This is a genomic window from Rhizobium sp. 22-785-1 (genome assembly GCF_053521965.1).
This window is the reverse complement of record NZ_JBNWDI010000004.1, coordinates 50,728-63,770: the sequence shown is the minus strand read 5'-3', so window position 1 is coordinate 63,770 and position 13,043 is coordinate 50,728. Positions and strand designations below refer to the sequence as shown.

11 protein-coding genes are annotated in these 13,043 nt (G+C 58.5%); 3 read left to right on the top strand and 8 right to left on the bottom strand.

Annotated elements, in window-relative coordinates; translation table 11 throughout:
• Nucleotides 1-12 precede the first annotated feature (12 nt).
• Complete coding sequence (locus ACQZ5M_RS10110; protein WP_112953097.1) at nucleotides 13-546, top strand: gamma-glutamylcyclotransferase; 534 nt, start codon at nucleotides 13-15, stop codon at nucleotides 544-546.
• A 78-nt stretch (nucleotides 547-624) separates the two neighbouring features.
• On the opposite strand, the gene ACQZ5M_RS10105 is transcribed toward ACQZ5M_RS10110, so the two are convergent.
• The 6 genes from ACQZ5M_RS10105 to ACQZ5M_RS10080 form a co-directional block, all read right to left on the bottom strand.
• Nucleotides 625-3,780, bottom strand: a complete 3,156-nt coding sequence (locus ACQZ5M_RS10105; protein WP_449079641.1) for a multidrug efflux RND transporter permease subunit — start codon at nucleotides 3,778-3,780, stop codon at nucleotides 625-627.
• 9 nt (nucleotides 3,781-3,789) lie between these two features.
• Nucleotides 3,790-4,923, bottom strand: coding sequence for an efflux RND transporter periplasmic adaptor subunit (locus ACQZ5M_RS10100; RefSeq protein ID WP_296018141.1), 1,134 nt, complete (start codon nucleotides 4,921-4,923; stop codon nucleotides 3,790-3,792).
• Nucleotides 4,924-5,012: 89 nt separating this feature from the next.
• Complete coding sequence (locus ACQZ5M_RS10095; RefSeq protein WP_449079640.1) at nucleotides 5,013-5,570, bottom strand: TetR/AcrR family transcriptional regulator; 558 nt, start codon at nucleotides 5,568-5,570, stop codon at nucleotides 5,013-5,015.
• A 197-nt stretch (nucleotides 5,571-5,767) separates the two neighbouring features.
• Nucleotides 5,768-6,526, bottom strand: a complete 759-nt coding sequence (locus ACQZ5M_RS10090; RefSeq protein ID WP_296080120.1) for an amino acid ABC transporter ATP-binding protein — start codon at nucleotides 6,524-6,526, stop codon at nucleotides 5,768-5,770.
• A complete protein-coding gene (locus ACQZ5M_RS10085; RefSeq protein ID WP_296018060.1) occupies nucleotides 6,523-7,203 on the bottom strand; it encodes an amino acid ABC transporter permease in 681 nt (226 codons plus the stop codon). The genes ACQZ5M_RS10090 and ACQZ5M_RS10085 overlap by 4 nt, the downstream gene beginning before the upstream one ends.
• A gap of 111 nt (nucleotides 7,204-7,314) precedes the next feature.
• Entirely contained in the window at nucleotides 7,315-8,079 is a 765-nt protein-coding gene (locus tag ACQZ5M_RS10080; RefSeq protein WP_449079821.1) for an amino acid ABC transporter substrate-binding protein, read from the bottom strand.
• A gap of 409 nt (nucleotides 8,080-8,488) precedes the next feature.
• Here ACQZ5M_RS10080 and katG point away from each other — a divergent pair, with 409 nt between their 5' ends.
• A complete protein-coding gene (gene katG / locus ACQZ5M_RS10075; RefSeq protein ID WP_449079639.1) occupies nucleotides 8,489-10,672 on the top strand; it encodes a catalase/peroxidase HPI in 2,184 nt (727 codons plus the stop codon).
• A gap of 121 nt (nucleotides 10,673-10,793) precedes the next feature.
• Here the strand turns inward: katG and ACQZ5M_RS10070 are convergent, their stop codons facing one another.
• Together ACQZ5M_RS10070 and ACQZ5M_RS10065 are read right to left on the bottom strand one after the other, a co-directional pair.
• Nucleotides 10,794-11,897, bottom strand: coding sequence for a TRAP transporter substrate-binding protein (locus ACQZ5M_RS10070; protein ID WP_296018054.1), 1,104 nt, complete (start codon nucleotides 11,895-11,897; stop codon nucleotides 10,794-10,796).
• A gap of 145 nt (nucleotides 11,898-12,042) precedes the next feature.
• Nucleotides 12,043-12,507, bottom strand: a complete 465-nt coding sequence (locus tag ACQZ5M_RS10065; RefSeq protein ID WP_296018052.1) for a group III truncated hemoglobin — start codon at nucleotides 12,505-12,507, stop codon at nucleotides 12,043-12,045.
• 149 nt (nucleotides 12,508-12,656) lie between these two features.
• Here ACQZ5M_RS10065 and ACQZ5M_RS10060 point away from each other — a divergent pair, with 149 nt between their 5' ends.
• On the top strand, nucleotides 12,657-13,016 hold the full coding sequence (locus tag ACQZ5M_RS10060; protein WP_062427616.1) for a response regulator: 360 nt from the start codon (nucleotides 12,657-12,659) through the stop codon (nucleotides 13,014-13,016).
• Nucleotides 13,017-13,043: the final 27 nt, after the last annotated feature.

Here is a 13,043-nt window from a genome sequence, read left to right as displayed (position 1 = left end):
TTGGCGTGCGATATGGACGATTTTTGGGTCTTTGGCTACGGTTCGCTGATGTGGAACCCCGGCTTCCCGTTTGAGGAGCGTCAGAGGGCGCGGTTGTTCGGCTACAGGCGAGCGCTCTGCATTCGCTCCAACCATTACCGCGGGACGGAGGAAAGACCGGGTCTGGTGCTGGGTCTTGAGCGCGGCGGCTCCTGCCTTGGCGTGGCTTTCCGGGTCAAGGCGTCGGGCCGCAAGCCCGTGCTCGATTACCTGCGAGAGCGAGAACTGGTGACGAATGTCTACAAGGAGCGCCTGATCATGGTGAGCCTTGAGGACGGTCGACGGCTGAACGCGCTGACCTACGTGGCAGACCCTTGCCACCCGCAATATGTCGGTGGACTGGAGGTGGATGATGCCGCCTCGATCATCCGCACGGCTGAAGGCAGTTCCGGACCCAATGCCGATTATGTCTTCAACACGGTGGAGCATCTGAAGGCCATCGGCATTCGCGATGCACTTCTGGAAAAGATCGCTGCTCATGTTGGGGATGGAGCCGAAGCGACGTAGTTCCAACCGGGATTTGCACGATCGGACAATAAAACGCCGCGGATATTTCGATCCGCGGCGTTTGTGTTTCAATCTTCGTCAGGACGAATGCGCTTCGGACGCCGGTGGCGGTGCCTCGCGGTGTTCGTCATGCTCCGCTACAGGCCGCTTGGTTCGCATCAGCGTCAGGACGAAGACGAAGAAGGCAGGCACGAAGAAGACGGCAAGAATTGTAGCCGAGATCATGCCGCCCAAAACGCCGGTGCCGATAGCGTTCTGGCTTGCCGCACTTGGGCCGGTCGCGATCGCCAGCGGTACGACGCCGAGCGTGAAGGCAAGCGAGGTCATGATGATCGGGCGGAAGCGGACGCGTGCAGCCTGTACCGCCGAATCCAGCAGTGACTTGCCTTCCGCATAATAATCCTTGGCAAATTCGACGATCAGGATCGCGTTCTTTGCCGACAGGCCGATGATAGCAATCAGACCCACCTTGAAGTAGATGTCGTTCGGCATATCCCGAACCATGACGGCCAGCACCGAGCCGATGATGCCGAGCGGCACGACCAGCATGACCGAGAGCGGAATGGACCAGCTTTCGTATAGACCCGCAAGAAGCAGGAAGACGAAGAGAATGCTGAGGCCAAACAGGAATGGTGCCTGCGAGCCCGACTTGATCTCTTCAAGTGCCTGGCCCGTCCATTCGTAGCCGATACCGGCCGGAAGTTCCGAGGCGATGCGTTCCATCTCGGTGATGGCGGCGCCAGTGGAATTGCCGGGCGCCGGAGCGCCGGCGATACGGATCGTCGGATAGCCGTTATAGCCAACCACCTGCGGAGAACCCTTTTGCCACTGGGCGATTGCAAAGGAACTCAGGGGCACCATGCCGCCGCTTGCGTTGCGGACATTGAGCTTCAGCAAATCTTCCACCTGAAGACGGTCGCGATCCTGTGCCTGCACGATGACACGCTGCATACGACCGGCATTGGGGAAGTCGTTGATGTAGGACGAACCGAGATTGGCAGTGATGGTGTTGTTGATATCCGCAAATGTGACACCGAAGGTGTTGGCCTTTTCGCGGTCTATCACCAGCAGCACCTGGGCCGCATCCGGCAGACCTTCAATACGCATGCCGGTGAGGATCGGGCTTTTGCCGGCCTTCTGCATCAGTTCTGCAGCTGCGGCAGAAAGGGCCGCCTGGCCGATGCCGTTTCGGTCCTGCAGGCGGAAGGAGAAGCCGCCGGACGTGCCGAAGCCTTCAATGGGCGGAGGCGAAAGCGCAAAGGTCGTCGCATCCTTGAGGCCGAAGAGCTTCATGTTGGCACGGTTGGCGATATCCTGCGCCGAATTGCCAGCACCACGCTCGCTCCAGTCTTTCAGTGTCACGAAGGCAAGGGCAGCGTTGGCGCCGTTGCCGGAGAAGCTGAATCCCTGGATCGCGACGATGTCCTTCACGGCAGGATCCGCCTTGAAGATGGTCTCGATCTGCTTGATGGAGGCGAGCGTACGGTTTGCGCTGGCCTCTGGCGGACCCTGGATATCGACGATCAGGAAGCCCTGATCCTCATCCGGGACGAAGGCGCTTGGCAGGTTGATGAAGAGGTAGCCGAGACCGGCGACCAGTGCCAGATAGATCACCATCATCCGGCCTGCCCGCTTGGCCGTGCCCGTTGCAGTCTTCGTGTAGCCATTCGTCAGGCTGTCGAACTTGCGGTTGAACCAGCCGCCGATGCCGCGCTTCTCATGATGTCCCTTGGGAATGGGTTTCAGGAAAGTGGCGCAGAGCGCGGGCGTCAGCGACAGGGCGAGGAAGGCGGAGAACAGGATCGACACCACCATGGTCAAGCTGAACTGGCGGTAGATGATACCCGTCGATCCGGGGAAGAAAGCCATCGGAATGAAGACGCAGGCGAGAACCAGCGTAATACCGAGGATGGCGCCGGTGATCTGGCGCATGGCTTTCTGCGTGGCAGCCTTGGGAGACAGACCCTCTTCGGCCATGATGCGCTCGACGTTCTCGACCACGACGATGGCGTCGTCGACGAGAATGCCGATGGCAAGCACCATGGCGAACATCGTTAGCACGTTGATGGAGAAGCCTGTCGCATACATGATGGCGCAGGTGCCGAGCAGCGCTACCGGAACAACCAATGTCGGGATGACGGTGTAGCGGAAGTTCTGGAGGAAGACGAACATCACCACGAAGACAAGGATAATGGCTTCGACCAGCGTATGCAGCACCTTCTCGATCGACGCCGAAACGAACGGGCTGGTATCATAGGGAACGCTATAGGCAACGCCTGACGGGAAGAAGCGGGAAAGCTCCTCAAGCTTGGCCGTCACCGCTTTCGAGGTGGCGACCGCGTTGCCGGTCGATGATAGCTGGATACCGACAGCAGCGCTTGGCTGGCCGTTCAGACGGCTCGAGAAGTTGTAGGTCTCCGCACCGAGTTCGATGCGGGCGACGTCCTTCAAGCGGACCGAACTGCCATCCGGATTGGCGCGAAGAACGATGTTGCCGAATTCCTTCGTGTCTGTCAGCTGACCCTTGACGAGAACCGTCGCCGTCAGATCTTGGGACACGGGGTTAGGGGCGGCGCCGATCTGGCCGGCGGCGACCTGAGCGTTTTGTGCAGTAATCGCGTTATTGATATCGGCGGCCGTCAGGTTGAGACCAACGAGTTTGTCGGCGTCGATCCAGACGCGCATGGCGCGCTGGGCAGAGAAGAGCTGCGCACGGCCAACCCCGTCGATACGACGCAGTTCACCCAGAACGTTGCGGTTGAGATAGTCGCCAAGCGCCACTTCATCCATCGTGCCGTCGGTGGAGGTCAGCGTAATGAACATGAGGAAGCCGGAGGAGGCTTCTTCAACGGTCACGCCCTGGGAAGCGACGGCTCTTGGAAGGCGGGCTTCTACGCGGCGGATGGCGTTCTGCACATCGACCGATGCCTGGTTGATGTTGGTTCCGGCTTCGAACGTAGCGTTGATCGAGACCTGACCCGACGTATCCGACGTCGATTCGAAGTACATCAGGCCTTCGACACCGTTCAACTCGTCTTCAATGAGACGGGTCACGCCTTGATAGATTTCCTGCGGCGAGGCGCCCGGATAGCTGGTGGAGATCGTCAGCTGCGGCGGCGCCACCTTCGGATACTGCGCGATCGGCAGGAAGGGGATGGCGATAATGCCGGCAATCGAGATGAACAGCGCAAAGACCCAGGCAAGGATCGGCCGTCTGATGAATAGCTGTGCCATGAGGTGACCTTACTGCTTCGGCGCTTGCGCTGCGGCTTCGGCAGGCTGTTGCTGCTGCCAGGGTTCTGCAGCGATCTTGCCGCCCGGCTGAACTTTCTGCACGCCATCGACGATGATCTTCTCACCCGCCGACAGGCCCTTTTCGACCACCCATTCGGTATCGAGAGCCTGCCCAAGCTCGATCGGGCGCGCCTCGGCAGTGCCGTCATCCTTGGCGATATAGACCATGGGCTTGCCTTCGGCGTTGCGAAGAACGGCGCGCTGGGGAATTGTGATGGCGTCCTGGCGCACGGCCTGTTCGATGCGCACGCGCACATACATGCCGGGCAGAAGGTTGCGCTTGGCGTTGGGGAATTCTGCACGCAGCGTCACCTGACCGGTGGTGGCATCGACGCTGGCGCTGGCAAAGAGCAGGCGGCCGGCATCTGCATAGACGGTGCCGTCATCGAAGACGAGACGCACGCTGGCCTGATCCGGTGCGGGGCTTGCGAGCTTGCCATCTTCGACAGCGCGCTTCAGCGCCAGCATGTCCTGTGCCGACTGCGTGAAGTCGGCATAGATGGGATCGATCTGCTGGATGAGCGCAAGGTTCTGGGTTCCATCCGCCGTTACCAGCGCGCCTTCGGTCACGAGTGCCGCACCGATGATGCCGGTGATGGGCGCGCGAACTTCGGTATAGTCAAGATTGATCTTGGCTTCATCGAGTGCCGCCTGCTGAAGTGCGACATCGGCATCCGCCTGCGCCAGGTTTACAGCGGCGGTGTCGTACTCGATGCCGGTCGCGACATTGCGCTCGCGCAGCGTCTTCTGGCGTTCAAGCTGCTGGCGGGCATTGGCCTGCGTTGCCTGGGCGCGCTGGAGCGCCGCCTGGGCACTTTCCACTCGAACCTTGAAGAGCTTTGGATCGATGCGATAGAGGACATCGTCCTTCTGCACCAGCGTCCCCTGCTGGAAGACGCGCTCCAGTAGAATACCGGAGACGCGGGCGCGCACTTCCGCCACACGCGTTGCGGCGACCCGACCCGGCAGTTCGTTGACCACGGGCACGGCGCGGGTCTTCAACTCAAGAACGCCGACCGCAGGCGGCGGCATCTGCATACCGCCTTCCTGCGCGTGCAGCGACGGTCCCGACAGCATGATCATGCCGCCAAGGAACAGGCTTGCAAGGCGTGGCAAAGCTTTTCTGCTCAGCATTTTATAAAGTCCTCGTCTTCATCGCTATCGAGCGATCGTCATTTTTTATCGGGTAGGGAAGCGTAGATGTCTTTGATGCCGTCGAGGATGTCGTGTCTCTCGCTGGTCTCCCAACGGTGGAAATCAAACAGTTCCATGCAACAGAGACCCGTCAGGGCAAGGTAGGCGAGAAGAGCCGCTTTCGGACGCGGCCCGGCTTTCATGGCTTCAAGGTCGGCCTTCGTCCATCCCCGCATGCGCTCATGAACATTTTCCTCGCTCGACATCGCGGCGGAAATGGCAAGACACACGGCTCGATCGATATCGTCCGGAGCCTCTTCTGCAAGGCTGATCCGGCCAAAAAGCTCGGGGTGAGGGGCCTCGCTGTGCGAGCCGACGGCTTCGCGAATGCGCGTTTCCTCGGCAGACATGTGCCGATCAATCAGAGCTTCAAGAAGCGCACTTTTGGACTTGTGGTCATAGACCACGCGCGACTTGCTGACACCGGCCTCCTGCGCCACCGCGTCGATAGAAAGGCCCGCCGCGCCGTCCCGCATGACAACACGCTCGGCGGCGTCAAGAATATCGTCGGTGCTGATTTTACGGGTTCTAGCCATGAAACGTCCTTTTTAAATTTAAGTACGAACGTTCGTTTTTAAAATCAAGCAGTTTTTGATACCCGCTCAAGCGGAAGATGTGGAAGAGAATACAATTCTAATGTGGCTGAGAATATAATGGCTTATGGGGAGGAAGCGCTCAATATGCGCGGCTTCCGTAAATTCGCCTTTGCCTTGTTATCACGCAGAGTTGAGCATCAAGAGAGTGTTTGAGCCGCATTGATGGAGGAAACGAAGCGACGCGTCCTTTCTTGATGCGGGCTGCGGAAAATGGCGTCGGAGGTGCCGGTCTCAACCACCTTTCCGGCTTCCAGGAACACGACGAGGCCAGCGATCGTCGAGGCAAGTCGAAGATCATGGGTTGCCATGACCATGGTGGTGCCTTCATGCGCCAATTGCCCCAGTACCTCTACCACTTCGGCTGACAATTCCGGATCGAGCGCTGAAGTAGGTTCGTCGCAGAGTAGGACCTTCGGCGAGGGAGCGAGAGCGCGGGCAATGGCGACGCGCTGCTGTTGGCCACCCGAAAGGTTCGCCGGCCAGGCATCCGCCTTGTGCGCCATGCCAACCTTTGTCAAAAGCTCCATCGCTCTCGCACGGGCCTTTTCCATCGACCACTTCTGCACGACGAGCAGGCCTTCCATGACATTCTCGATCGCGGTTCTGTGCGGGAAGAGCTGGAAGTTCTGAAATACCATGCCTGTCTGGCGGCGGATCTTCTGGATGTCCTGCCAGGCAACCTTGCGACCCTGCTGGAAGGAGACACTGTCCGCGCCGATGCGTACCGTGCCTTCGGTTGGCAGTTCAAGCAGGTTGATGCAGCGCAAAAGCGTGCTCTTGCCGCCGCCCGAAGGGCCGACAAGGGCCGTCACGCTGCCCTCTGGAAAGCTGAGCGAGATGTCCTTGAGGATCACCGCATCGCCGAAGCGCTTTTCGATGTTGTTAAGTTCGATCATCGGTTGCTCTCCATCATGCCGCCATATCGTGCAAAGCGGGTCTCAAGTCGCGCCTGAAGAGCTGACAGAACGGAGCTCAGCGCAAGATAGATGAGGGCTGCTTCGATATAGAGGATCAACGGCTCGTAGGTCGTAGCGACGATGCGCTGGGCGGATTGAAACAGTTCCGGCACGGTGATGGCTGCCGCAAGCGAGGTATCCTTGACCAGCGAGATAAAGGTGTTCGACAGAGGTGGAACCGCAACGCGTCCAGCCTGCGGCAGGATCGTGCGCTGCATAGCCTGGCGCCAGCTCATGCCGGTGGAGAAGGCGGCTTCCCACTGTCCTTTCGGCACGGACGAAATAGCGGCACGAATAATCTCGGACGTATAGGCGCCGACATTCAGCGTGAATCCGATAAGCGCTGCGGGAAATGCATCGAGAAGAATGCCGATGCTCGGCAGACCATAGAAGATAACGAAAAGCTGCACGAGAAGCGGCGTGCCTCGGATCACCCAGACATAAAAGCGGGCGAGCAGAGCAATCGGTGTCGGCCCGAACAGCCGCGCGACCGCGGTTGCAAGCCCAAGTGCCAGGCCGAGGACAAAGGATAGCAGGGTCAGCGGTATCGTGAACTTCACCCCGGCCCACAGAAGTGTGGGAAGTGAATCCATCATCAATTGCAGCCAGTGCGGCACGAAGAAACCCTCAAAACAAAAAGGAAGCCCGGCGCTGGCCGGACTTCGTCTGTGAATGATCAATGTCAGCAGAATATAGCAGATGCGGCGCGTCCGCTATTTAGAAAGCGCTTACTTGGAGACGTCCTGACCGAAATAGGTGTCGGAAATCTTCTTGTAGGTGCCATCAGCCTTGATGTCTGCGAGCGCCTTGTTGATTGCGGCAACCAGTTCATCATCGCCCTTGCGGACGATGATGCCCGAGTAGTCGGCATCCGGCTTTTCAGCCACGATCTTCACCGGGGCCTGCGGCTGCTTCTTCTTGAAATCCAGGAAGGACAGGCTGTCATTGACGGTCGCATCGGCGCGGCCGGTCAGAACCAGCTGGATGGACTGGTCGAAGCCATCGGTGCCGACGAGGTCAGCGCCCGCTTCGGTGGCAAGCTTGCCGAAGTTACTCGTCAGGGACTGTGCCGACTTCTTGCCCTTCAGGTCAGCGAAGCCCTTGATGTCGGTGTTCTTGTCGCTGACGATCAGCACGGCCTTCGAGGCAATGTAAGGCTCGGAGAAGGCGTATTTCTGCTTGCGCGCCTCTGTAATGCCAACCTGATTGATGACGGCATCGTAGCGCTTGGAATCAAGACCAGCGATCAGGCCATCCCACTTGCCTTCGATGAATTCCGGCTTCACCCCAAGCTTCTCGGCAACGGCCTGGCCAACCTCGACATCGAAACCGACAAGCTTGCCGCTGGCGTCGTGGAATGTGAAGGGAGCATAGGTACCTTCGGTGCCGATCTTGATGACGCCGGAGGACTTGATCTGATCGAGGTTTTCTCCTGCTGCAGAAGGAGAGATCATTACGGCGTGCAGCGCAACCGTGGTTACAGCCGTCGTCATGATTGTTTTGAACAAGCCCATTGGTATTCCTTTCCCTGTGTTCCGGATAACATCGCTCCGGTTGATGTCTCATCCCATAAAGCGTGACGCATTAAACGGCAGAAACATTCAAAAAGATGCGGCGATGGAGAATATTTTTGCTGCATTTTTCCATCTCGTTGCGACATGCGCAGAGAATACCGCCCAGTCGCAGTTACAGACGGTGTCGATAACAATTTCCTATCAACGCAATCGGTAAATCCAACTTAAAACTATCACATCTATTGGCTAAGACATGAACCGCGAGGAGCGCCGCGCTGGCTCAATCCAGGAAGATGGGATGATAGCGCGACGAAAGGCGGGTCATATTATTTCCGCAACCGCTTCTCATTGAATTTGATGATTTGATTTAGCAAAGCAGGAGAACATCATGGACAATCCCAACGCCAGCGCGGGCAAATGTCCCGTCGCACACTCTTCCCCGCGTGGAAGAGGCAATCGTGACTGGTGGCCCGATCAGCTGGATATCCAGAAGCTTCACCAGCATTCCAGCCTGTCTGACCCGATGGGCAAGGACTTCGACTACGCGGAAGCGTTCAAGTCCCTCGACCTTGATGCCGTAAAGAGCGATCTTCATGCGCTGATGACGGATTCGCAGGATTGGTGGCCAGCCGACTTCGGTCATTACGGCGGTCTCTTCGTGCGCATGGCCTGGCACAGCGCCGGTACTTACCGCATCACTGATGGTCGCGGCGGTGCCGGCATGGGCCAGCAGCGTTTTGCGCCGCTCAACAGCTGGCCGGACAATGCCAACCTCGACAAGGCGCGCCGCCTTCTGTGGCCGATCAAGCAGAAATACGGCAACAAGATTTCCTGGGCCGACCTGATGATCCTGACGGGCAATGTCGCGCTGGAATCCATGGGCTTCAAGACGTTCGGTTTCGCCGGCGGTCGCGCAGACGTCTGGGAGCCGGAAGAGCTCTATTGGGGTCCGGAAGGCACCTGGCTCGGCGATGAGCGCTATAGCGGCGAGCGCCAGCTCTCCGAACCGCTCGGCGCGGTGCAGATGGGTCTCATCTACGTCAACCCGGAAGGCCCGAACGGCAATCCGGATCCGGTTGCCGCAGCCCGCGATATCCGCGAGACCTTTGCCCGCATGGCGATGAACGACGAAGAAACGGTGGCGCTCATTGCAGGCGGCCACACCTTCGGCAAGACGCATGGTGCCGGCGACCCGTCGCTGATCGGCGCAGAGCCGGAAGGTGGCGCGCTTGAAGACCAGGGTCTCGGCTGGAAGAGCAAGTTCGGCACCGGCGTCGGCAAGGATGCCATTACCGGCGGACCGGAAGTGACCTGGACGCAGACGCCGACCCAATGGAGCAACTTCTTCTTCGAAAACCTCTTTGGTTTCGAGTGGGAACTGACCACGAGCCCGGCTGGTGCAAAGCAGTGGGTGGCGAAGAATGCAGAGCCGTCCATTCCCGATGCCTTCGATCCGTCGAAGAAGAAGCTGCCAACCATGCTGACGACGGATCTGTCGCTGCGTTTCGACCCGGAATATGAAAAGATTTCGCGCCGCTTCCTGGAGCATCCGGAACAGTTTGCCGATGCTTTCGCTCGCGCATGGTTCAAGCTGACCCATCGCGACATGGGTCCGAAGGTTCGCTACCTCGGTCCGGAGGTTCCCGCCGAAGACCTGATCTGGCAGGACGTCGTTCCAGCCGTCGACCATCCGCTGATCGACGATCAGGACATTGCCGAGTTGAAAGCAAAAGTTCTGGCGACCGGTCTTTCGGTTCAGGAATTGGTTTCCACTGCCTGGGCGTCTGCTTCGTCCTTCCGTGGTTCGGACAAGCGTGGCGGTGCCAATGGCGCACGCATTCGCCTGGAGCCGCAGAAGAACTGGGAGGCCAACCAGCCTGAGCAGCTGGCAAAGGTTCTGTCTGTTCTGGAAGGCGTCCAGCGTGACTTCAACGCGGCTCAGACGGGCGGCAAGCAGATATCGCTTGCCGATCTCATCGTGCTGGCAGGTGCTGCCGGAATCGAAAAGGCCGCGAAAGCTGGCGGACAGGATGTAACCGTACCGTTCACGCCTGGCCGCGCCGATGCCTCGCAGGAGCAGACCGATGTTGCCTCCTTCGCCGCACTCGAGCCACGCATCGATGGCTTCCGCAACTATGTCAACGAGAAGCGCCATCAGTTCATGAAGGCAGAGGAAGCACTGATCGACCGTGCGCACCTGCTGACCCTGACCGGTCCTGAAATGACGGCGCTCTTGGGTGGCCTTCGTGTTCTCAACGTCGGCAAGCCGGAACATGGCGTCTTCACCGATCGTCCCGAAGTTCTGACGAACGACTTCTTCGTCAACCTTCTCGACATGAGCACCCAGTGGGCGCCGGTCGCTGGAGAAAAGGGCATTTACGAGGGCCGCGATCGGACCACCAACGAGGTCAAGTGGACGGGTACCCGCGTCGACCTGATCTTCGGTTCGCATTCGCAGCTGCGCGCCTTCGCCGAGGTCTATGCCTCTGCCGATGCCGGTCAGAAGTTCGCCAAGGACTTCGTTGCCGCCTGGAACAAGGTGATGAACGCCGACCGCTTCGATCTCGTCTGAATTCAGAAGACAGGACATATGAAGGGGCGCGATGAAAGTCGCGCCCCTTTTCGTTTGTTCTGAAAAAGGAAAAAGCCATCCGCACGCGTCGGATGGCTTCGTAGTTCTGCCCAGATAACGCTTAGAGCGTGCCGTTGCGCTGCTGGATCATCATGTAGGTGTCATAGGTATATTCAGCGATCTGTGCCCAGAGATAGGCATCCTTCTTGAAGGCCTGCTGGCTTTCGTAGATCGCCTTGAAGTCTGCATTGACCGCTGAGATACCAGCATATGTCTCAACCGCTGCCTTGTGGCAGACATCAAGGATTTCCTGGCTGAAGGGACGGAGGATTGCGCCTTGAGCCACAAGCTCTTTGAGAGCCTTCGGGTTTTGCGTGTCGTAGCGCTCCAGCATATAGGCGTTGCCGGCGGCGCAGGCGTCTCTCAGAATGCGTTTGTAGTTTTCCGGAAGGCCATTAAACTTCTCCAGATTGATAAAGGCGTGAACCGCAGGGCCGCCCTCCCACCAGGCCGGATAGTAATAATACTTTGCGACCTTGTAGAATCCGAGCTTCTGGTCGTCATAGGGGCCGACAAATTCGGTGGCGTCGATCGTGCCCTTTTCAAGAGCTGCGTAGACATCACCGCCGGCGATCTGCTGTGGTGTAACGCCCACCTTCTGCATGACCTGACCGGCGAGACCGGCGATGCGCATCTTCAGCCCCTTCAGGTCATCGATGGTGTTGATTTCCTTGCGGAACCAGCCACCCATCTGTGCGCCGGTATTGCCGAGCAGGATGGAGTAAATGTTGTGCTTGGCAAGAAACGCGTTCAGCAGGTCATTGCCGCCGCCCTGATTGAACCAAGCATTGGTCTGGCGGGCATTGAGGCCGAATGGAATTGCGGTGCCGAGCGCGAATGTTGGATCTTTGCCAACATAATAGTAGGAGCAGGTATGGGCCATCTCGACCGTACCAGCGCTGACTGCATCTGCTGCCTGGAGGGCCGGGACGATCTCGCCGCCAGCGAAATGCTGGATGACGAACTTGCCGCCTGAAGCTTCCTTTACATGGTCAGCAACCAGCTGCCCCGCGCCGAAGAGAATATCCAGCCCCTTGGTAAAGGAAGAGGTCATGCGCCATGTGATCTGCGGGTTTTCCTGCGCGATTGCGGGTGCGGCGAGTGCTGCTGCGGTGACGCCTGCGCCTGCGGCGCCTGCGTTTCTGATAAACGATCTGCGATCCATTACTGATTGCCTTGACTGAAGCTTCGGCGAACCGCTTGGTACGCCTCCCGCCGATGTAATAACCACGTCCGATTGCAGCCTTCAAGACAATAGTGGTGATATTTCGGCCAGCCTCGGGTAACCGCAGGTTGAGATCAGCGATCCGTCAGGATTTGCGTGCGGGGTCGTCGAGGGCGGGGTTGTAGAAGAGGGAAAGGGTCAGGCTTCTGGCGATGCGCTCAGCGGTCTGCATGAACCAACAATGCGCTTCTGACGTAGGTGCGATCTCATCCAGCGTCTGTGAAAACAGTGTCAGCCATTGAGGAAAGAGATCGGCGCTCATGCCGCTGACACCCACATGCGCCTGGACCGGTTTTCCACCATAGGCGCCCGACTTGAAGGCTACGGAAGACCAGAAGCTCTTCATCTTTTCCATGTGCTCCGGCCAGCGACCGGCAAGCTTATTGTCGAAGACCGGTCCCAGCGCTTCATGCTCGCGGACACGCATATAGAAAGTCTCGACCAGCTGGGAGATGAACGCGACGTCGATACCCATGCGAGCCATGTCCTCTTGCGCACGTTGTTGCATTGCCATGCTGTGTGCGGCTCTTGCTTGCAGGTCTTCACTCATCAGTTATCGGTTCTGCCTCGGATTGGGTGGAACGCAAATATGGCATGGGTTGTTAACCATGCCACCGGTGGCCTCGCCGTCATTTACTTATTGCAAAGGGAAATGACCGAGTTTGGGCTCGCTGGAATGAATACCAGGAGCAATGGAAGATGGCCAGAATTCTGATTACCGAAGACGAAGACGCTCTGCGTACATTCGTGGCCCGGGCGCTTCGCCTGGATGGACATGAAACCCATGAAGCCGCCGATGGCGAACAAGGGTTTGAAAAATTGAGCGAGCAGGATTTCGATCTTCTGCTGTCCGATATCCGTATGCCTGTCATGGACGGTATCGAACTGGCCCATCGCGCCTCCACACAATATCCCAACCTCAAGATCCTGCTGATGACTGGCTACGCCGAACAGCGTGAACGCGCTGACGATCTCGTCACCAAGATCATCGATGTGGTTCCCAAACCCTTCGCATTGCCGGACATCCGTCTTGCCGTAGCCCGCGCTCTCGCAGCCTGACACATAAACCACTTTGCGCGCGACGGG

Excerpts from the sequence above, each read along its gene's own strand:
- ACQZ5M_RS10110 (WP_112953097.1), top strand. The coding sequence starts at position 13 with ATGGACGATTTTTGGGTCTTTGGCTACGGTTCGCTGATGTGGAACCCC.
- ACQZ5M_RS10095 (WP_449079640.1), bottom strand. The coding sequence starts at position 5,570 with ATGGCTAGAACCCGTAAAATCAGCACCGACGATATTCTTGACGCCGCC.
- ACQZ5M_RS10080 (WP_449079821.1), bottom strand. The coding sequence starts at position 8,079 with ATGACGACGGCTGTAACCACGGTTGCGCTGCACGCCGTAATGATCTCT.
- ACQZ5M_RS10060 (WP_062427616.1), top strand. The coding sequence starts at position 12,657 with ATGGCCAGAATTCTGATTACCGAAGACGAAGACGCTCTGCGTACATTC.
- ACQZ5M_RS10070 (WP_296018054.1), bottom strand. The coding sequence starts at position 11,897 with ATGGATCGCAGATCGTTTATCAGAAACGCAGGCGCCGCAGGCGCAGGC.
- katG (WP_449079639.1), top strand. The coding sequence starts at position 8,489 with ATGGACAATCCCAACGCCAGCGCGGGCAAATGTCCCGTCGCACACTCT.
- ACQZ5M_RS10065 (WP_296018052.1), bottom strand. The coding sequence starts at position 12,507 with ATGAGTGAAGACCTGCAAGCAAGAGCCGCACACAGCATGGCAATGCAA.
- ACQZ5M_RS10090 (WP_296080120.1), bottom strand. The coding sequence starts at position 6,526 with ATGATCGAACTTAACAACATCGAAAAGCGCTTCGGCGATGCGGTGATC.
- ACQZ5M_RS10105 (WP_449079641.1), bottom strand. The coding sequence starts at position 3,780 with ATGGCACAGCTATTCATCAGACGGCCGATCCTTGCCTGGGTCTTTGCG.
- ACQZ5M_RS10100 (WP_296018141.1), bottom strand. The coding sequence starts at position 4,923 with ATGATCATGCTGTCGGGACCGTCGCTGCACGCGCAGGAAGGCGGTATG.